At 73.9% G+C, this 18,764-nt stretch carries 17 protein-coding genes; 2 read left to right on the forward strand and 15 right to left on the reverse strand.

The window, feature by feature from the left end:
• Window positions 1-3: 3 nt before the first annotated feature.
• Genes AC069K_RS17175 through AC069K_RS17240 form a run of 14 tightly spaced genes read right to left on the reverse strand, consistent with a single transcriptional unit; the run spans window position 4 to window position 13,599 of the window.
• A complete protein-coding gene (locus tag AC069K_RS17175) occupies window positions 4-753 on the reverse strand; it encodes a hypothetical protein (protein WP_365099795.1) in 750 nt (249 codons plus the stop codon).
• A gap of 14 nt (window positions 754-767) precedes the next feature.
• The gene (locus AC069K_RS17180; protein ID WP_478616888.1) at window positions 768-1,355 is read right to left on the reverse strand and encodes a hypothetical protein; all 588 of its coding nucleotides are present in this window, start codon (window positions 1,353-1,355) and stop codon (window positions 768-770) included.
• A gap of 18 nt (window positions 1,356-1,373) precedes the next feature.
• Window positions 1,374-1,943 carry a hypothetical protein gene (locus AC069K_RS17185; RefSeq protein ID WP_478616891.1) on the reverse strand — a complete coding sequence of 190 codons (570 nt, stop codon included), beginning with the start codon at window positions 1,941-1,943 and terminating at the stop codon, window positions 1,374-1,376.
• Window positions 1,944-1,954: 11 nt separating this feature from the next.
• Window positions 1,955-2,467, reverse strand: a complete 513-nt coding sequence (locus AC069K_RS17190; protein ID WP_478616894.1) for a hypothetical protein — start codon at window positions 2,465-2,467, stop codon at window positions 1,955-1,957.
• A gap of 4 nt (window positions 2,468-2,471) precedes the next feature.
• Complete coding sequence (locus tag AC069K_RS17195) at window positions 2,472-3,731, reverse strand: MCE family protein (RefSeq protein ID WP_478616897.1); 1,260 nt, start codon at window positions 3,729-3,731, stop codon at window positions 2,472-2,474.
• Window positions 3,728-4,876: an MlaD family protein gene (locus AC069K_RS17200; RefSeq protein WP_478616900.1), complete on the reverse strand. Its 1,149-nt coding sequence runs from the start codon at window positions 4,874-4,876 to the stop codon at window positions 3,728-3,730. Before AC069K_RS17200 ends, AC069K_RS17195 begins: the two co-directional genes overlap by 4 nt.
• Window positions 4,873-5,919 carry an MCE family protein gene (locus AC069K_RS17205; protein ID WP_478616903.1) on the reverse strand — a complete coding sequence of 349 codons (1,047 nt, stop codon included), beginning with the start codon at window positions 5,917-5,919 and terminating at the stop codon, window positions 4,873-4,875. The genes AC069K_RS17200 and AC069K_RS17205 overlap by 4 nt, the downstream gene beginning before the upstream one ends.
• On the reverse strand, window positions 5,916-6,980 hold the full coding sequence (locus tag AC069K_RS17210; RefSeq protein ID WP_478616906.1) for an MCE family protein: 1,065 nt from the start codon (window positions 6,978-6,980) through the stop codon (window positions 5,916-5,918). The genes AC069K_RS17205 and AC069K_RS17210 overlap by 4 nt, the downstream gene beginning before the upstream one ends.
• Window positions 6,977-8,011: an MCE family protein gene (locus AC069K_RS17215; protein WP_365099781.1), complete on the reverse strand. Its 1,035-nt coding sequence runs from the start codon at window positions 8,009-8,011 to the stop codon at window positions 6,977-6,979. Before AC069K_RS17215 ends, AC069K_RS17210 begins: the two co-directional genes overlap by 4 nt.
• A gap of 40 nt (window positions 8,012-8,051) precedes the next feature.
• Complete coding sequence (locus AC069K_RS17220) at window positions 8,052-9,368, reverse strand: MCE family protein (RefSeq protein WP_478616909.1); 1,317 nt, start codon at window positions 9,366-9,368, stop codon at window positions 8,052-8,054.
• Window positions 9,365-10,234, reverse strand: a complete 870-nt coding sequence (locus AC069K_RS17225) for an MlaE family ABC transporter permease (protein ID WP_478616912.1) — start codon at window positions 10,232-10,234, stop codon at window positions 9,365-9,367. The genes AC069K_RS17220 and AC069K_RS17225 overlap by 4 nt, the downstream gene beginning before the upstream one ends.
• Window position 10,235: 1 nt before the next feature.
• Window positions 10,236-11,054, reverse strand: coding sequence for an MlaE family ABC transporter permease (locus AC069K_RS17230; RefSeq protein ID WP_365099776.1), 819 nt, complete (start codon window positions 11,052-11,054; stop codon window positions 10,236-10,238).
• The gene (locus tag AC069K_RS17235) at window positions 11,051-12,088 is read right to left on the reverse strand and encodes an ABC transporter ATP-binding protein (RefSeq protein WP_478616915.1); all 1,038 of its coding nucleotides are present in this window, start codon (window positions 12,086-12,088) and stop codon (window positions 11,051-11,053) included. The genes AC069K_RS17230 and AC069K_RS17235 overlap by 4 nt, the downstream gene beginning before the upstream one ends.
• A gap of 14 nt (window positions 12,089-12,102) precedes the next feature.
• Window positions 12,103-13,599, reverse strand: a complete 1,497-nt coding sequence (locus AC069K_RS17240) for a DUF6801 domain-containing protein (protein WP_478616917.1) — start codon at window positions 13,597-13,599, stop codon at window positions 12,103-12,105.
• Between the two features lie 806 nt (window positions 13,600-14,405).
• On the opposite strand from AC069K_RS17240, the gene AC069K_RS17245 reads away from it, so the two are divergent.
• Window positions 14,406-15,689, forward strand: a complete 1,284-nt coding sequence (locus AC069K_RS17245) for a PucR family transcriptional regulator (RefSeq protein ID WP_478616920.1) — start codon at window positions 14,406-14,408, stop codon at window positions 15,687-15,689.
• Here the strand turns inward: AC069K_RS17245 and AC069K_RS17250 are convergent.
• Window positions 15,625-17,529 carry an AMP-dependent synthetase/ligase gene (locus AC069K_RS17250; protein ID WP_365099768.1) on the reverse strand — a complete coding sequence of 635 codons (1,905 nt, stop codon included), beginning with the start codon at window positions 17,527-17,529 and terminating at the stop codon, window positions 15,625-15,627. The genes AC069K_RS17245 and AC069K_RS17250 overlap by 65 nt on opposite strands.
• 236 nt (window positions 17,530-17,765) lie before the next feature.
• Between AC069K_RS17250 and AC069K_RS17255 the strand changes: the two genes are divergently transcribed.
• The gene (locus AC069K_RS17255; protein ID WP_478616923.1) at window positions 17,766-18,764 is read left to right on the forward strand and encodes an urea transporter; all 999 of its coding nucleotides are present in this window, start codon (window positions 17,766-17,768) and stop codon (window positions 18,762-18,764) included.

Consider the following 18,764-nt stretch of genomic DNA (forward strand, 5'->3'; position numbering starts at 1 on the left):
CTCTCACTCCTTGCCCTGGCCGGTCGGGGCGCCCGGGGCCCGCTGGAAGGTGTCGAGGGAGGCGATCCGCCAGATGCCGTCGCGGCGGACCGCGTCGACGGCGAACATGGCGGCGGCGACGGTGGTGCCGCCGCCCTTGCCGGTCCGGGTACTGGCCTGGTCGGCGAAGACCAGGACGCGGGCCCGGTCCCCGTCGACGACCTCGACGCCGCTGTCGGTGACCGTGGTGGTCAGCACGAGTTTCTGCTGGGGTCCCTGCTCGCGGACCGGCCCCATCAGGCCCCGGTACTGCGTGACGGCCGCGCCGGTCAGCCGGCGCGCGGCCGCCGCCTCGGTCCTGGCGGGGTCGGTGTGGTCGTACGAGAAGATCCCCTGCACGGCCTCCTCCACCGCGCCCTTCACCTCGCTGGTCCGGGCGGTGTCGGCCAGCGCGGTGTTGCGGCCGGCGCCGTCCTCCTCGCCGTGTCCGCCCCGGGCGTACGCGAGGACGGAGAACGCGGCGAGCAGCACGGCCAGGGCGGCGAGGGCCGTGGGCCAGAACAGGAACCGGTTCCCGGCCCCCGGCCCGGTCGCGGGCCGGGGGCCCGGTCCGGTCCTTCCGCGGGCGGTACGCCCGGGGGCGGGTCCGGCCCGGTGGTGCCCGGGCGGGGCCGGTACCGGATCGGCCGCCCCCGGGCCGTCCGGCCGGGAGGTGGGCGGGCGGGCCGCGGCCAGGCGGCGCTGCCGGTTGACGAGGTGGCGGGTGGTCGACATCGCGGGCCTCCGGATCAGCTGCCGCTGGGGGTGAGCGTACCGGCGGACGGGGTGGTGGAGGGGGCGGCCGCGTCGCCGACCGGGGCCTGGCCCAGCCGGCTGAGTTTCCAGCCCTCCGGGGTGCGGGTGAGTTCGCCGAGCATCCGGCTGTCCTTGGTGCTGGTCCGGTGGTCGGCGGCGACCACGGTGACGCGGGTCGCGACCATCACCCGGGCCCGGCCCGCCCGTTCGTCGAGTTCGGTGACCGCGCCGGAGAGCACCTTGGCGGTGGTCGTGGTCCCGGCCTTCTCGACCTGCTGCGCGAACTGCTTCCTGCTGTCCTTGAGTTCCTTGAGCAGGTCGCCGGTGGCCGACTCCTCCCAGAGGTCGAGGCCACGGGTCAGATCGCCGTGGTCGAGGGTGTTCATGTTCTGCACGCCCTGCTCACCGGCTTGCAGCACCTCGTCCCTGGTACGGGCGAACGCGGCCCGCTCGTCGTGGGCCCGCGCGTACCAGGAACTGCCCGTCCATACCGCGAACGCGCAGGCCAGCGCCGCCGCGAGCCCGGCCGCGGCCGTCAGCGGCGGCCGTCCGCGCGCCGCCAGAATTGTCCTCCGTGCCATGGCACCTCCCCTCTCGCCCTAACGGGCCTTGATCGCTGTGATCCGCCAGTGGCCGCCCTCACGCGCGGCGGACACCGAGAGCTGTGCGGCCACCGTCGTCGCGCTGCCGCCGCGCCGCGCACTGGTCTGGTCGAGGAAGAGCAGCAGCTCCGCGCGGGTGGCCGTGAGCCGGGTCACCCCGGCCCGGGTGACCCGGGTGGTGAGCGTCAGCCGCTGTTCCGTCACCCGCCGGCGGACCTGCGCGAAGAGCGCGTCGTACTCCTTCGCCGCCCGCCCGCGCAGAGTTGCGCGCGCGTCGTCGCGGGTGCGGGTCAGGGTGGCCGGGTCGTAGCTGAACACGCGGGCCGCCGCCGTCCCCACCTCCGCGAGCACCTCTTCGGTCGCGGCGCGGTCGGTCAGGGCGTGGTTGGCGGCGGCCGGGGAGCGCCCGGACTGCGCGGCGAGCAGCAGCAGGACGGCGCTCGCCGCCAGCAGGGCCGCGACGAGCAGCGGCAGCAGGAAGCGGCGCGGGCGGCGGTCGGGGGCCCGGTCGTCGGCGGGGGCCCCGTTGTCGGCGGGGGCCGTGGGCTGCTCCTCGGTCGTGGTCATCGTCGCCTCCCTCAGCCCGTCCCGACCGCGACGGCGGTCAGGGAGGTGAGCTTCCAGCCGTGGCCCGTGCGCGCGAGGCCCGCCTCGAAGCGTTTGCGGTCGGTGGCCGGGGCGCCCGTGCGGGGGCGCGCCTCGACGCGTACGGTCGCGATGAGCCGGGCCGTGCCGGAGCGCGCGTCGAGCTCGGTGAGGGCCGCGTCGGTGACCTCGGCGCGGGTCGTGGTGCCCTGCTCCTTGAGGACCTGGGCGCTCTTGGCGCGGGTCGCGCGCAGTTCGTCGCCGAGCGGGCCGGTCGTCGCCTCCAGCCAGCCGGCCAGGTCCGCGTCGACGTCGTGGGCGTCGAGGGAGTTCAGCCGGGCGAGGTGGCGGCGGCCGTCGGCGAGCGCCGCGTCGCGGCTGTGCGCGTACGCGAGATCGGCGTCGCCCCTGGCGCGGGCGTACGTCCACCCGGACACCCCGCACAGGGCCAGGGCGAGCACCAGCCCCAGGGACAGAGCGAGCCGTCGTCCTCTCATGCCTCTCATGCCCTCACTCCCCCAGCCCCAGCAGCCCGGCGAGGTCCGCGGGGCTGCGCGGCGGTACGGAGGGCGCGCCCAGTACGCCCGTTGCCCCGGCGGAGCCCGCCGTCGAACCCGACAGCGAGCCCGACAGCGAGCCCGGCACGGCCGGGGCGGGCACCGGGCTTCTGGGGGCGTTGCCCGAGCCCCGGACGTTCTGGCCGCTCGCGGCCGGGGAGGTGCAGCGCGCCCCGGTGCTGACCCGGGTGCCCGGGGAGGTGTCGAGGCCGTCGCGGTAGGGGGTGCCCTCGTACCCCCTCGTACAGGGCAGGGGCTTGAAGAAGGTGGTGACCATGCCGAAGTCCACGCCGTCCGGGCCGACCGCGCTGGAGCCCGCGGCGGCCACCCGGGGCAGCCGCACCATCAGTTCCTCGGTGCCGTGCTGCCGGGTGACCAGGAGTTCGGAGGTGGTGGTCAGATTGGCGAGCAGCACGCTCAGAGCCGGGTCGGTGTCCCGCAGCAGCGCGGTGAACTCCTCGGCGGTGTCCGGTGTTTCCTCGATGACGCGGCGCAGATCGGAGTCGGAGTCCTTCAGGCGCCGGGCGAGGGTGCGGGCGCCGGTGGCGAAGGAGGTGAGGGCGCGGGTGCTGTCGGCCTGGGTTCTCAGCACGGTCTCCCCGTCGGTGAGCAGTCGGGTGGTGGCGGGCAGGGCCTGGTCGGCGGCGTTGAGGAACTGGCCGCCCGCGTCCAGGAGCACCTGGAGGTTGGTGCCCTGGTTGGCGAAGGCCTTGCCGAGTTCGTCGACGGCCGTCCGCAGTTCGTCCGTCGGCACCGAGGCGGCCAGGGAGTCGACGCCGGTCAGGAGCCGGGTGATGGGGGCGGGTGTGCTGGTGTCCCGGCGGGCGATGGTGTCGCCGTCGCGGAGGTAGGGGCCGCGGTCGGTGCGGGGGGCGAGGTCGAGGTACTGCTCGCCCACCGCCGACAGACCGGCCACCTTGGCGTCCAGGTCGGCGGGGATCGGCGGGGTGCCGTCGTCGATGTCGAGGCGCGCCTCCACCCCGTCCCGGGTCAGCGCGATGCCGCGGACCCGGCCGACGTCGACTCCCCGGTAGGTGACGCCGGATCCGGTGAACAGCCCGCCGGTCTCGGCGAGTCGGACGCGTACGGTGTACGAGCCGGGCGCGCCGACGAGGCGTCCGAGGTCCGCGTAGGTCACCGCGATGTAGCCGAGCACCAGCGCGCCGAGCAGCAGGAAGGCGAGGTTCTTGATGTGGGTGCCGAGGGTGATCACCGGGTACCGCCTTCCCCGACGGAGGGCAGCGGCAGGGTGTTCCCGGGGGACGCGGGCGTGCCGTGCTCGGGCAGGATCATGGTGCCGGGGGCGGCGGCGACCTTGAGGTACACGTTCAGGTAGTCGCCCTTCACGCCGCTCAGCACCTCGTCGGTGAACGGGTAGGTCATCAGGACCTGGAGCGAGGCCGGCAGGTTCCGGCCCGCGTCGGCCAAACCCTTCAGGGTGGGGGCGAGCGCGCGCAGGTCGGCCACCAGGTCGGCCCGGGTGCGGTCGACGGTGGCGACGGCCGTCGTGGAGAGCGTGTCGAGGGACCTGAGCATGGTGACGAGCGAGCCGCGCTGGTCGCGGAGGACCGTGAGGCCGGGGCCGAGCCGGTCCAGGACCGTGCCGATCCGGGCGTCCCGGCCGGCCACGGTGGACGCCAGGCGGTCGAGGGCGCCGAGCGCGTCGGTGAGGTCGCCGCGGTGCGCGTCGAGGTTCTTGGCGAAGGCGGCGATCCGGGTGAGGACGGAGCGGGCCGAGGACTGGCGGCCGTCGAGGGCGCGGTTGAGCTCGCGGGTGATGGTGTTGATCTGCTGGACTCCGCCGCCGTTCAGCAGCATCGACAGGGCGCCGAAGACCTCCTCGACCTCGGCGTTGCGGTTGGTGCGCGCGAGCGGGATGACGGCGCCGTCCGCCAGCGGCGCCGGGTCACGTGGGGCGGAGGCGGCGCGGGGGCCGGTGGTGGCGTCGAGGTCGGGGCGGGGGGCCAGGTTCTCGGGGGCGACGAGCTGGACGTACTTCTCGCCGAGCAGGCTGGACTGCTCCAGGTTGGCGTGGGCGTCGGCGGGCAGGCGCACCTTGGCGTTGACCCGCATGGTCACCCGGGCCAGCCAGTCGTCGCCGCCCACCGTGATCTTCTCGACCCGGCCGACGGGAACGTCGTTGACCTTCACCGCGGACTGGGGGAAGAGACTGGTGACGTCCGTGAAGACGGCGGTGACGCGGTACGGGTGGCTGCCGAGGTCGGCGCCGCCGGGCAGCGGCAGGTCCTCGATGCCCCGGAACGACGGCGGACCGAGCCCGCCGGGCACGATCGCGAGCCCGGTGACGACGGCCGCCGCGCACAGCGCGAGCCCGGCCCGTGCCGCGCCCCGCCTCATCGCCCGGCCCCCGGTGTGCCGTTCCCGTACGTCTCGGCGGCGGGCAGCGGCAGCACGCCCAGTTCGTTGAGGTCGGCGCGGCCGTCGATGGTGCGGGTGGCCGGGTTGTAGGCGTTCTCCAGGTTGGCGGCGGCCAGCGGCAGGGTGTCCAGTGCCTCGCCGAGGGAGGCGCGCTGGTCGACGAGCGAACGGGTGAGGGTGGCGAGCCGGTCGACCTGCTGCTTGAGCCTGCCCCGGTTGTCGCGGATGAAGGTCTTCACCTGGCCGAGGGCGGTCCCGAGCTGGCGCAGCGCGGCGGCGAGGTCGTCCTTCTCGCCCGCGAGGAAGGTGGTGACGTCGGAGAGCTGCCGCTCGGTGGTGCGGACCGTGCCGTCGTTCTCCTTCAGCATGGTGATGAACGACTGGAGCTGGCGCACGGTCCTGACCAGGTCGGCGCTGGAGCCGCCGAGGACCTTGGCGGCGCCGCCGAGCTGCTGGACGGTACGGCCGACGGCGTCGCCGTTGCCCCGGAGGTTCTTGGCGGCGGTGTCGATCAGGCCGGAGAGCGCGCCCTCGCTGTTGGCGCCCTTGGGGCCGAGGGCGTCGACAAGGCCGCTGACGCTCCTGGCGAGTTCGTCGACCTCCATGGGGGTCGCGGTCCGCTCGCGCGGGATGACCGCGCCGTCCGCGAGGACCGGTCCGCTGCCGCTGTAGGCGGGGCTGAGCTGCACGAAGCGGCCGGAGACGACGCTGGGGGCGACCACGACCGCCTGGACGAGCTGGGGGATCCGTACGCCCTTGTCCACGCGCAGACTCATCCGCACCCGCGTGCCCTCGGGGCGGATGCGGCCGACGCTGCCGACCCGTACGCCCAGGACGCGCAGGTCCGACCCTTCGTGCACGCCGACCGTCCGGTCGAAGTAGGCGGTGAGGCGCAGCGAGCCGTCGTCGCCCAGGACGCGCACGGCGACGGCCGAGACGGTGGCCGCGACCAGCAGGACGAGGGCGACGCCGAGGACGAGGACCCGGCGCGTCCGGGGCGGCGTGATGCGTGGAGGCCTCAACTGCCGCTTCCCTTCGCCGGTTTCGGTGGCATGCAGCCGCGGGGCGGTGTGGTGCCCGGGGGCAGGTACGACCTGGGGACGAGGCCGCACAGATAGCTGTCCATCCAGTGGCCGTTGCCGAGGGTGTTGCCGACCATCCGGTAGTACGGGCCCGCCTGCGCCAGGATGCGGTCGAGGCTCGCCTTGTTCCTGGAGAGCACCGCCGTGACGCGGCCCAGCGAGTCGAGCGCGGGGCCGAGCCGGGCCCGGTTGTCCGCGACGACGCCGCTGAGCTGGACGCTCAGGTCCTGCGCACCGGTGAGCAGTCCGTGGATGGCGTCCCTGCGGTGGCCGACCTCGGCGAGGAGGCGTCCGCCCTCGGTGAGCAGGTCGCGCACCCGGTCCTTCTTGCCGTCCAGGGTTCTGGTGACCTGGTCGGTGCCCTTGAGGAGCCGGGTGATCTGCTCGTCGCGGCTCGCGATGGCCAGCGACAGATCGGCCAGACCGGTGACCGCCCGGTGGACGTTCGGCGGGGTGCCCCGGAACGTGGCTTCGAGCGTCTCGAAGCTCTTGGCGAGGGTGCGCGTGTCGAGTTCCCCGACCGTCTCGCCCAGTCCGCCGAGCGCGTCGAGCACGTCGTACGGGGAGGTCGTGCGGGTGATGGGGATGCGCCGGTGCGGGTCCTGGGCGCCGGTGCCGCGCGGGTCGACCGCGAGGTATTTGGAGCCGAGGAGCGTCCTGATGGCGATGCCGACGGTGCTGGCGTCGCCGACCCAGGCGTCCTTGACGGTGAAGGCCACCTTCACCTTGGGCCCGTCGAGCCCGACCGCCTTGACCTCGCCGACCTTCACGCCCGCGATCCGGACCTCATCACCCGGGTGCAGTCCGGCCGACTCCTTGAAGTCGGCGGTGTAGCGGGTGCCGCCGCCGACGAAGGGCAGCGCCTCGACGTCGTAGACGAGCAGTCCGACGAGGGCCATGGTGAGCAGCCCGACGACGGCGATCGCCACGGGGTGCCGTTCGGCCAGGGGTCTGCGGGCGGGCTTCGGGGGGCGTGGGCCACGGATGCGTACGGGGGTCATCGGCGGCACCTCTGGTCCTTGAGCGCGAGGCCGGTGGGGGGCGGGCTGCCGTCGTCGGTGGTGACGCCGGTGACCCTCGCCTCGCAGAGGTAGAGGTTGAGCCAGCTGCCGTACGAGGCGGCGCGGGTCAGGGCCCGCATCTTGGCGGGGGTGCGGCGCAGGAACTCCTCCAGCAGCGGGCCGTTGTCGGCGAGGGTGGCGGAGACCCGGCCGAGCTGGTCGACGCTCTCGCGCAGCGGCGCTCTGCCCTCGTTCAGCAGTCCCGCGGTGCTGGTGGTCAGCGCCGCCAGTGAGGTGACCGCCTGCCCGATGGGCCTGCGGTCGCCGGAGAGGCCCGAGACCAGCTCGTCGAGGGTGTCGATGAGGCCGGTGAGCCGGCTCTCGCGGGTGTTGACGGTCCGCAGCACGGTGGTGAGGTTGTCGACGACCGATCCGATCACCGCGTCCTTCGCGGCCAGCGTGCTGGTGACCGACCCGATGCTGGTGACCAGGCTGTCCACGGTGGGGCCCTCGCCCTGGAGGACCTGGACGACCGAGCCGGCCAGCTTGTTGGTCTCGGCCGGGGAGAGCCCCTGGAAGAGCGGCTGGAAGCCGTTGAAGAGCTGGGTGAGGTCGAGGGCGGGCGAGGTGCGGCGCGGCGGGATCGTCCCGCCCGGCCGCAGCGGCGGCTCTCCGACCGGGCCGGTGCCGCGCTCCAGCGCGACATAGCGCTGGCCGACCATGTTGAGGTACTTGATCGCCGCGGTGCTGGAGGCGGGCAGGGTCCGGCCCCGCCGGACGGAGAACCGCACCTGTGCGTACCGGCGTTGGACGATCTCGACGGACTCGACCCGCCCGACCTCGACGCCCGCGATCCGGACCGAGTCGCCCTCGCCGAGCCCGGTGGCGTCGGTGAACCACGCCTTGTACGTGTCCTTGTCGCCCACGCCCGTGTCGCTGATGCTCAGGGCGAGCACGGCGGTGGCCACCACGGTGACCAGGACGAAGACCGCCGACTTGATCAGCGGCCCGGTGAGGGGCGCGCGGTTCACCTCGTCCTCACCTCTGTCCTCCTCCCGTTGGTCTCCGCGTTCACCGCAGCCTCACGTCCGTGCCGCGCAGCACCGGTCCCGCGAGCACGCTCGACCAGTCGGGCAGGGTGTCCGGGGTCCGCCTCTCACCGGCCGCGAGCACCTCGTTCACCAGGGTGTTCTCCTGCGGCGAGTTGGCGACGCCGAGGCCGCCGCCGACCGTCGCGAGGGGCGCGGCGGCGCTGGTGGGGGCCCGCCCGGACGCCGGGCCGCCGCCGTAGGGCACCGGGTAGCAGGCGGGGCCGCCGGTGGCGGTGTAGCGCGGGGTGTCGTGGCCGGGCCGGTAGGCGCCCCGGTCCGGGACCACCGTCACGTCCACGTGCAGCCCCGGCTCGTCGGTGCCCTTGCCCAGCGCCCGGTCCATGGCGGGGACGAAGTCGGCCAGGGTCTTGAGGGTGCAGGGGAAGGCGGGCGCGTACCGGCCGAAGATCTGGAGGGAGGGGCGGCTCGCGGCCGTGACCCGGATGAGGTTGTCGCGGTTCTGCCGGATCCAGGTGGTGAGGTCCCTCGACGAGGTGGTCACCGATCCGTACACCGCCGCCAGTCGCCGCTGCTCGGCGGCGAGGGTGGCGCTGGTGGTGGTCGCGTCGTAGAGCGCGTCGACGATGTCGGGCGCCGCCCGCGCGTACCCCTCACCGACCCGGACGAACTCCCTGACGTCCCGGTTGAGTACGGGCAGCAGCGGGTTGAACTCGCCCAGATAGCCGTCGAGTTGCTCCAACGTGGCGCCGAGCCGGTCGCCGCGTCCGCGCAGCGCGTCCGCGACCGCCGTCAGCGTCGCCGACAGCTTCTGCGGCTGTACGGCGGTGAGCACCGGCAGCAGGTGGTCGAGCGCCGTCTCCAGCTCGACGGCGTTGCGGCTGCGGTCCTTGGGGATGACGCTGCCCGGGGCCAGCGGCCGCGCGGAGGGCCGCGCGGGCGGTACGAGCGCCACATAGCGCTGGCCGAAGAGCGTGGTGGGCAGCAGCTGGGCCGACACGTCCGAGGGCACCCGGCGCAGTTGCCCCGGTTTCATGGCGAGGGTGAGCCGGGCGGTCCCGCCGTCGGTGTCGATCTTCTCGACCCGGCCGATCACCACTCCCCGCAGCTTCACGTCCGCCTGCGGCCGCATCTCGTCCCCGACCGCACCGGCCTCCACGACCACGCGGGCCGTGTCCTCGAAGTCGTGGTGGTAGAAGGCGAGCGAGAGCCAGACCAGGGGCACCGGCAGCAGCAGGTAGAGCAGCCCCGCCAGTCTGCGGCGGCGGGCGAGCACGGTGTCCGCCGGGCGCGCCTTCACCGGCGCCCTGGCCGGCCTCTGCCGCATGGGCGCGCTCATCCCGCCACCTTCACCGTGGTCGTGGCGCCCCACAGCGCCAGGCTGAGGAAGAAGTCGGCGACGCTGATCAGCACGATCGCGGTCCGCACCGACCGGCCCACGGCCACGCCGACGCCGGCCGGGCCGCCCGTGGCGCGGTAGCCGTAGTAGCAGTGCGCCATGAGCACCAGGACGCTGAAGACCAGCACCTTGAGGAAGGAGAGCAGCACGTCGGTGGGGGCGAGGAAGAGGTGGAAGTAGTGGTCGTAGGTGCCGGTGGACTGGTTGTTGAAGAGGACGGTCACCATCCGGGACGCCAGGAACGACCCCAGCAGCCCGATCCCGTACAGCGGGACGATGGCGACCGCGCCGGCCACGATCCGCGTCGAGACGAGGTACGGCAGGGGCCGTACGCCCATGCTCTCCAGGGCGTCGACCTCCTCGTTGATGCGCATCGCGCCGAGCTGCGCGGTGAAGCCGGCGCCCACCGTGGTGGAGAGGGAGAGCGCCGCGACCAGCGGGGCGATCTCGCGGGTGTTGAAGTACGCGGAGACGAACCCGGTGAAGGCGTCGGTGCCGATCTGGCTGAGCGCCGCGTACCCCTGGAGGCCGACGACGGTGCCGGTGAAGACGGTGATGCCGATCATCACGCCGACCGTGCCGCCGATGACGCCGAGACCGCCGCTGCCGAAGGTGACCTCGGCGAACAGGCGCTGGACCTCCTTGGGGTAGCGGCGGAGCGCGCGCGGGATCCACAGCAGGGCGCGGACGTAGAAGAGGAGTTCGTCGCCGGGACGGTCCAGCCACGCCAGCCATCCGCTGGGCTCGCGCGGGCCGGGTCCGGTGTCCTCGCGGGCGCGGCCCCGGGCCCGGTCCAGGAGCGCCATGTCAGAGCCCCTTCGCCGGGACGAGCCGCAGGTACAGGGCCGTCAGCACCATGTTGACGAAGAAGAGGATCAGGAAGGTGAAGACGACGGACTGGTTGACGGCGTCGCCCACGCCCTTCGGCCCGCCCTTGGGGTTCAGGCCCCGGTGGGCGGCGACCACTCCGGCGATGAACCCGAAGAGCACCGCCTTGAGTTCCCCGATGAGCAGATCGGAGAGCTGGGCGAGCGCGGAGAAACTGGCGAGGTACGCGCCCGGGGTGCCGTGCTGCACGATCACCGCGAAGAAGTAGCCGCCGAGCGTCCCCACCACCGAGACCAGGCCGTTGAGCAGCAGCCCGACCGACATCACCGCCAGGACCCGGGGGACCACGAGCCGCTGCACCGGGGAGACGCCCATGACCTCCATGGCCTGGAGCTCCTCGCGGATCGTCCGCGCGCCCAGGTCCGCGCAGATCGCCGAGCCCGCGACCCCGGAGATCAGCAGCGACACGATCAGCGGGCTCGCCTGCTGGACCAGGACGAGCACGCTCGCGCCCCCGGTGAAGGACTGGGCCCCGAACTGCTGGATGAGCGCGCCCACTTGGAGGGCGATGACCGCGCCGAACGGGATCGTCACCAGCATCGCGGGCAGGATGGTGACGCTGGCGATGAACCAGAACTGCTCGACGAACTCCCGCGCCTGGAACGGCCGCCGGAAGGTCAGCCGTACGACGGTGAGGCCCAGCGCGAAGAGCCTGCCGGTCTCGCGCAGCGGGTGGAGGACGCGCAGCGGCGGCCGGGGCGGCGCTCCGACGGGCCCGGACTCGGTGGGGGCGCTCATCGCAGTCCCCCGCCCTCATAGGTGTGCAGGGGCCTGGTCCGTACGAGCGTGGTGTCGAGGCCGCCCGGCGGCGCGCCCCGCAGGTCGGCCTCGACAGCCGCGCGGGCGGCGGGCGCCAGCTCGTCGAGGAGCGTGCGCACCCGGGCCCGGCGGCGCTGGACCGCGCGGCGCGGCGGCAGGCCGGGGGTGGGCTGGAGCTGCGGGGCGAGGGTGCACCGGGCGGCCGGACCGGTCGGGGCGTGCGCGGCCTCCTCGGCGAGGGTCGCCCGGTCCTTCTCCTCCGACATGCCGATGGGTCCGGCCCTGCGCCCGTTGAGGAACTGCTCGACGACCGGCTCGTCGCTGGTCAGCAGCACCTCGCGGGGGCCGAAGGCCACCAGCTCGCGGCAGAACAGCATCCCCATGTTGTCGGGGACGGTGGTGGCGATGTCGATGTTGTGGGTGACGATCAGCATGGTCGCGTCGAGCTGGGTGTTGATGTCGATGAGGAGCTGGGAGAGGTAGGAGGTGCGGACCGGGTCGAGGCCGGAGTCCGGCTCGTCGCAGAGGATGATCTGCGGATCCAGGACGAGCGCCCGGGCGAGCCCGGCCCGTTTGCGCATCCCTCCGGAGATCTCGCCCGGCAGCTTCCGCTCGGCGCCCACCAGCCCCACCACCTCCATGCGCTCCATGACGATCCGGCGGATCTCCGACTCCTTCTTCCTGGTGTGCTCGCGCAGCGGGAAGGCGATGTTGTCGAAGAGGCTCATCGAGCCGAAGAGCGCGCCGTCCTGGAAGAGCAGCCCGAAGAGCTTGCGGGCCTCGTAGACGTCCCGCTCGCGGCTGTTGGCCATGTCGACGCCGTCGACCAGGACCCGGCCCCGGTCCGGCCGGAGCAGTCCCACGATCGCCTTCAGGAACACCGTCTTGCCGGTGCCGGAGGGGCCGAGCATCACACTGATCTCCCCGGCGGGCAGGGTGAGGGTGACGTCCTGCCAGATGGTCTGCCGTCCGAAGGCCTTGGTGAGCCCCTCGACGACCACGTCGATTCCCATGGCTTCGCGGCTCCTCAGCGCGGGGGCAGTTCGGGGACGGGCGGGGCGCTCCCGGCGCCCGCGAGCTGCCCCTGCCGGATGCGGACGGCGTTGTCCGGACCGGAGAGGGCGGCGGTGAACAGCGGCGACAGGTCCTCGCCCCGGTTGCCGCAGCCGGCGAAGGGCGGGATGGTGATCCGGCCGTCGAGGATGCCGCCGGTCAGGAAGTTGTACGCGCCGCTCAGGACGGTGTCGAACGGCCGCACGGTGCGGCAGCGCGGCCCGACGTCCAGTGGTACGCCGTTGACGGTCACGTCGTGGACGCGCAGGTACTGCCGGTAGGCGATGGTGGTGATGAACGTCTCGCCGCGCCGGACGTTGACGACGGTCACCGGCTCCGGTTCGAAGGTGACCTGCGCGCTGGTGGGCTGGAAGCCGAAGGTGAGGAAGGTGGAGGAGGCGTCGGGGAAGCGCAGCAGCCCCACCGAGTCCGACTCGTCGTAGTCGGGGGCGCTGACCGTGCGCTTGCCGAGGTTGAGGTGCATCGGGCCGGGGGTGCCGTGCGGATCGTTGACGACCATCGCGCTGCCGAGCTTGTGGACGGTGGCGTAACCGACGGCCACCACGCAGAGCGAGGCGCCCAGCCGCCCCTCCACGGCGCCGGGCGGTGGCTTCGGCAGCCGGCTCGGGTCGAGCTCCCCGGCGGGCGGGTCGGCCGGGCAGACGGGCGCGGGGGCGAGCGGCGCGGGGCCGACCTGGATCGCTGCCCCGCCGGGCCGCGTGGCGGGGGCGGTGGAAGGCGTCGTGGGGGCGGAGGTGGGGTCGGGGGCGGCGCTCGGGGCCGTGGGCTCGCTCACCGTCCAGGCGGCGAGCCGGGGGCCCGGCGGGCTCGCGGGGGTGCACCGCAGCTCCAACGGCGCGGCGGTGACGGGGGGTCGTGCGGCAGCGGGCGACGGGGCGGGAGCCGGGGTCGACGGGGGCACGGACGAGGGGTCCGGGGCCGGTCCCGCAGGGGAGGCGGGCGCGGTCGCCGACTGGAGGAGCAGCGTCAACTCCCGTGCTCCCAGCACCACTTCCCCCGTCCTGCCCAGCGTGATCGCCGGCACCTCACCCGTGAACACCGGCCGCAGCCCGTCGGCCCCCGGGGTGACCGGCGCGGTGAGCCCCGCCCAGTCGGCGCGGGCCGTCGCCCCGTTCTGGGCCACCTCCACGGCCAGCCGGGCGGTTCCGGTGACCGCCGTGGTGCCCGGGGGAAGGAGCGCGGCGGTCACCTCGGGGGTCAGCTCGGGGCGTACGGAGAACCGCTCGGTGCGCAGCGGCTGCCCGGGGCGGCCGTCCGTCGGGTGGGCGCCGAGGAAGCCCACGGTGACGGCCCGGCGCACGGGGCCCGCCCCGCAGTCGTAAACGGCCTCGACAGCCGTCTCCCGATTCCGCGCGATTGTCCCCGATGCCGGAACAAGACCGAGGAGAAGCACGATGGCGCCCAGCGCGGCGGCGATAGCGGCACCACGCCGGTCGAATGCACCGCCCATGGCTTGGCTCCTGTGAATTGGGGTTCTGCGGGCGCCGGGAACGGCCGATGTCGCCGTGACGTTACGTACGGGTAACCCCGTGCCGCAATACCGCTTCCGCGCGAATCTCCGCTCTCCGCGCCCGTCGGCGTTTATTTGTCACCGGCGCCACAATTCCGGGTGCCCGCCTTGTCAACGGCGGCACAGAACTGGGAAGCACAGAACCGGGAAGCGCGGATCCGGGAAGGCACGGGGAGCCGGAAGGCATGGGGAGCCGGAAGGCACGGGAGCCCGGGCGCACGCGACAGCGGGGCCCCGCGGTCCGGGGGGACGGACCGCGGGGCCCCGCCTGGATCCGCAGCCCTGGGGCGTGGGCCGCGCCACCGGGGAGCGGGTGGTGACCCGCCGTGAGGGGGCGGCGAGTGCCGTCTGCCCCGGGGCACCGAGGACGCTACGCGGGCGGAATCGGAGCGTGCAATACCCGACGGCCGAATCCGGCCGCCCGGTCTTCCGCCCGCCACGCGCACGCAGGTTATTGCGCCTCGGTGGCCCGCGCCCGGAAATTCGTCCGCGGGTCAACGTTTTCAGCCGTGTTCCGGCCGTCCCATTGCCCCTTCCGCGCCGGGGCGAGCATCTTTGTGTCCGGCCGCAACGAGAACCCGTCACGGGGCACACATTTCCCCCGTACGTACGGGTGCCCTCGGGAGCGGGCTGGTCTATGTTGCAGATGTTGTGAGTTGACGTCGGCCCCGCAGAAGGCCCACGGTGCGTCGCCCACCCGAGCCGAACGTCGAGCCGTACGTCCCGGCCAGTGAAAGGGACAGCGCATGCCGAACGCCCTCCACGCATCGGCCTCCTCGGAGCAGCTGGGTCCGATCCCCCGGGAGCTCGCCACCATCATGTGGCCCGAACTCCCCGCCCTGCTCGACGAGATCAAGACCGAGGTCGTCCGCGCGTACCCGGAGTTCGCGGAGGTCTTCGCGGGCCCGCACGGGCGGTTCGTGCACGCGGCGATCGAGCAGAGCCTGACCATCTTCGTGGACCAGGTGGTACGGCCCTCGGTGCCGTCGCCGCTGCGGGACGAGATGATCCGTACGTTCGGCCGGTTCGCCGCCTCCCGGGGCGGCAGCCTGGACACCCTGCGCGGCACCTTCCGGGTCGGCGCCCGGGTCGCGCTGCGCCACACCAAGAAGCTGGGCAAGCGCTACAACCTCTCCCCCGTCTTCATGCTCTCCTTCGCGGACACCCTCTTCGCGTACATGGACCAGTTGGAGGCGCTGGCCAGCGAGGGCTACCTCCAGGCCAGATCGTCGGCCGAGGACAACCAGGACGAGCTGCGCAGGAAGATCCTGCGGCTGATCGCCTCCGGCAGCGGCACCCCCCGGGCCACGCTGGTCGAGCTGGCCGAACGGGCGGGCTGGCGGCTCCCCGAGGAGCTGACCCTGGTCGCGTTGAGCGCCGGCGCCCACCCCGCCCGCACCGCCCTGCACGGCGACGTGCTCATGGACCTCGGGGACCCGCAGCCGTATCTGCTGGTGCCGGGCGCCCTGCACGCGGAGCGCCAGGCGTCCCTCGTCCAGGCGCTCGGCGGGGCGCGCGCGGCGGCCGGGCCCACGGTGGGGCCGGCCGGGGCGGCCGACTCGCTGCGCTGGGCCCGCCAGGCGCTCGGTCTCGCGCTGGCCGGGGTCATCACCGAGGAGCCGGTGGTGCACAGCGCGGACCACCTGGTCACGCTGCTGCTGATGTCGGACCCGGCGCTCGTGGAGCTGCTGGCGGCCCGGGAACTGGCCCCGCTCCAGGGCCATACGGAGACCCGCCGCGAGCGGCTGACCGAGACCCTGCGGGCGTGGCTCGCCACCCGGGGCACCGCCGCCCAGATCGGCGAGGTGCTGCACATCCACCCGCAGACCGTCCGCTACCGCATGCGCAACCTCGACGCGGCCTTCGGACCCCGGCTGGCCGACCCGGAGCGCCGCTTCGCCACCGAGATCGTGCTGCGCGCGATGCGGCTGCGCGAGCGGGCCGACCCCTTACCGGGCTCCTCGGTCACCTCCGCCCGTACAACTCCTCGATCTCGCGGGCGTACGCGGCGGCCACCGCCCGCCGCCTGACCTTCAGGGACGGGGTCAGCAGCCCGTTCTCCTCGGTGAACTCCCCCGCCACCAGCCGGAACCGGCGGATCGACTCGGCCCGCGAGACCGCCGCGTTGGCGTGGTCCACGGCCTTCTGGACGTCCGCGACGAGCTCCTCGTCGTCGACCAGGTCGGCGACCGGGGTGTCCACCGGCCGCCCGCGCACGGCCAGCCAGTGTTCCAGCGCCTGCGGGTCGAGGGTGACCAGCGCGGCGACGTACGGGCGGTTGTCGCCGACGACCACGCACTGGCCGACCGGCGGACGGCCGCGCAGCCGGTCCTCCAGGACGCTGGGCGAGACGTTCTTGCCGCCGGAGGTGACCAGGATGTCCTTCTTGCGGCCGGTGATGGTGAGGTAGCCGTCGTCGTCGAAGCGGCCGAGGTCGCCGGTGGCGAACCAGCCGCCGTCCAGGACGGCGTCGGTGGCGGCCGTGTCGTTCCAGTACCCGCCGAACACGATCGGCCCCTTGACCAGCACCTCCCCGTCGTCCGCGATCCGTACCGCGGTTCCGGGCACGGGCAGTCCGACCGTGCCGGGGCGCGGGCCGAGCGGCGGGGTGATGACGGCGGCGGCGGAGGTCTCGGTGAGCCCGTAGCCCTCGTGGACGAGGATGCCGGCGGCGTAGAAGAACAGGCTCAGCTCGCGGTCGAGGGGCGAGCCGCCGCTGATGGCGTGCCGCAGCCGGCCGCCCAGCTCCTTGCGGACACGGCGGTAGACCAGCAGGTCGTAGAGCGCCCAGGAGAGCCGGAGTCCGGGGCCGGGGCCCTTCCCCCTGCCCAGGAGGCGGTCGAGGGACGCCTCGCCGTAGCGTACGGCGGTCCGGTGGGCGCGGTCGAAGGAGGCGGCGCGGCCCATGCGCTCGGCGGTGGCCCGCCCGGTGTCGTGGATCTTCTCGAAGAGATAGGGCACACCGACGATGAAGGTGGGCCTGAACTCCCGTAGCTGCGGGCGCAGTTCCTCGGGCTTGACGCTGGGCCAGTGCCCTATCTCGATGCGGGCCAGCAGGCAGCCGATCTGGAGGCTGCGGCCGAGGATGTGGGCGAGCGGCAGGAAGAGCAGGGTGGAGGCGGGCCGGCCGCCGGCCGACTTGAAGACGGGGTGGGCGAGCTCGGCGGTGTTGGCGGCCTCGGTGTAGAGGTTGCCGTGGGTGAGCACACACCCCTTCGGCCTGCCGGTGGTGCCGGAGGTGTAGCAGAGCGTCGCCAGGGTGTCGGGGCCGACCGCGGCACGCCGCTTGTCGAGCTCCTCGTCGCTCACACCCCGTCCGCTGACGGCGAGTTGGGCCAGGGCGCCGTCGTCGATGACGAAGACCCGGCGGCCCTCGGTGGCCGCGCCGGCCGTCCGCACCTCGGCCCCGCTCTCCGCGATCAGCATCCCGGCCCCGGAGTCGGCGAGGATCCAGTCGATCTGCTCGGCCGAGGAGGTGGCGTAGACGGGCACGCTCACCCCGCCCGCCGCCCAGATCGCGAAGTCCAGGACGGCCCACTCGTAGCGGGTGCGTGACATCAGGGCGACGCGCCCGCCGGGTTCGAGCCCGGAGGCCATCAAACCCTTGGCGGTGTCGGCGACTTCACGGGCGAACGCGGCGGCGGTGACCGGCTGCCAGCGCCCGCCGCGCCTGCGGCGCAGCGCCACCGCGTCCGGTGCCTCGGCGGCGTTGGCGAACGGGATGTCGGCGACGCTGCCCGTCCCGGGCGCGGCGAGCGGGGCGACCCGCACCTCGCGCACCTCACCGCCCTCGCGCACCAGCTCCACCCGGGCGGGCCCGGTGGGGTCACCGCGCCGGACGGCCGTCCTCAGGTCTTTCCGTACGCCCATGCGTCGACTCCTCTGCTCGCTCGGGGCGGAGTGGTACGGAGTGCTCGTCGGTGGTACGAGAGATGACTGACCCGCCAACTTACCCTCGCGTAACCAGAAATCAATCCCACCGGATCCACCGAGCCGGACCGGCGATCGTGGGAGGTTCCGACCAGGGCGCACCTCTTGCCCCGGCCTGCCCCGCCCCCCGTACAGTGCCCTGGGCCGTCCGGGCCCCGGGACGGGAGGGACGAGGAGTGGGGCAGGAGCGCGCCGCGCGGTGGCGGCGGTTCACCGTTCACGTCCTGCGGGGGCAGGCCCAGGTGGACTTCGTGCCGAGCGCGGTGACCGGGGCGGTGTTCTCCGTCGGACTCTTCGTGGCGGGCTGGCACTACGGGCTGTACGGGCTGCTCGGCACCGCCGTCGGCACCGCCACCGCCCGGCTCCTGGGCGTCGAGCGGGCCAGGATCGCCACCGGACTCGAAGGGTTCAACGCCTGTCTGGTCGCCGTCTGCTGCGCGGTCGGCCTGGGACCGGCGCACCCGTCCACCGCGCTGCTCGCGGCCGGCGGCTGCGCGGTGGTGACCGTGGTCGCCGCGGCCACCGCCACCGTGCTGCGCACCTGGGGCCTGCCGCCGCTGACGCTCCCCTTCTGTCTGACGGCGAGCGCGATGACGCTGGCGGCGCCGGGCTTCCGCGGGGTGTGGCACCACGGCGACGGCCCGGCCGCGCTCGCCCGTGCCGCCGAGGGCCCGGCCGCGCCGGGGGCGGGCGACGTGGTGCACGGCTTCTTCGCCAACGTCGCCCAGATCTTCCTGGTGCCCCAGTGGTACGTGGGGCTGATCTTCCTCGCCGGGATCTTCCTCGCCGACCGGCTCGCGGGCGCGATGGCCTGCGCGGGCAGCGCCGTCGGCGTCCTCACGGCCTGGGCGCTGGGGGCCCCGGCGGAGCGGATCGCGGACGGCACGGCGGGGTACAACGCGGTGCTGGTGGCGATGGCCCTGTGCGGGGCGCTGCTCGCCCCCGACCGGTTCAGCCTCGGCTTCGCGGTGGCCGGGGCGGCGGTCGCGACGGTCCTCGGCCCGGCGCTGGGCGCGCTCCTGGCCCCGGCCGGAGGGCAGGCGCTGACCTGGCCGTTCGTCCTGACCACCCTGATGTTCCTGGCGGCGGTCCCGGCGCTGCCGAGGCTGCGGTGCGCGAGGGCGGCGGCGACCGTCGAGGGGCCGGACGCGACCGGCGCCGCCGTCCCCGGCTGA

The organism is Streptomyces sp. NPDC043908 (genome assembly GCF_056435525.1).